The sequence below is a fragment of the Psychrobacter sp. TB20-MNA-CIBAN-0197 genome, assembly GCF_040309765.1.
GTDB classification, from domain to species: Bacteria; Pseudomonadota; Gammaproteobacteria; order Pseudomonadales; family Moraxellaceae; genus Psychrobacter; species Psychrobacter submarinus.
This window is the reverse complement of sequence record NZ_JBEOPC010000711.1, coordinates 1-267: the sequence shown is the minus strand read 5'-3', so window position 1 is coordinate 267 and position 267 is coordinate 1. Positions and strand designations below refer to the sequence as shown.

Genomic DNA, 267 nt, shown 5'->3' with positions numbered 1-267 from the left:
ATGCAGTATCACTACAGCCAAACTCTGGTGCACAAGGTGAATACGCAGGCTTAATCGCGATTCGTAAATACCACGAGTCACGCGGCGATGCACACCGTAATGTATGTTTAATCCCAAGCTCTGCGCACGGTACTAACCCTGCATCAGCGCAAATGGCAAGCATGAAAATTGTAGTAGTTAACTGCGACAAAAACGGTAACGTAGACATGGTTGACCTTAAAGCGAAAGCTGAAGAGGTTGCTGAAAACTTATCGTGCATCATGATCA

Annotated in this window: 1 pseudogene; it reads left to right on the top strand. The window is 45.7% G+C overall.

What is annotated here, in order from left to right:
- Positions 1-267 (top strand): annotated as a pseudogene (locus tag AAEY83_RS15660) (hypothetical protein); the annotation flags it as partial.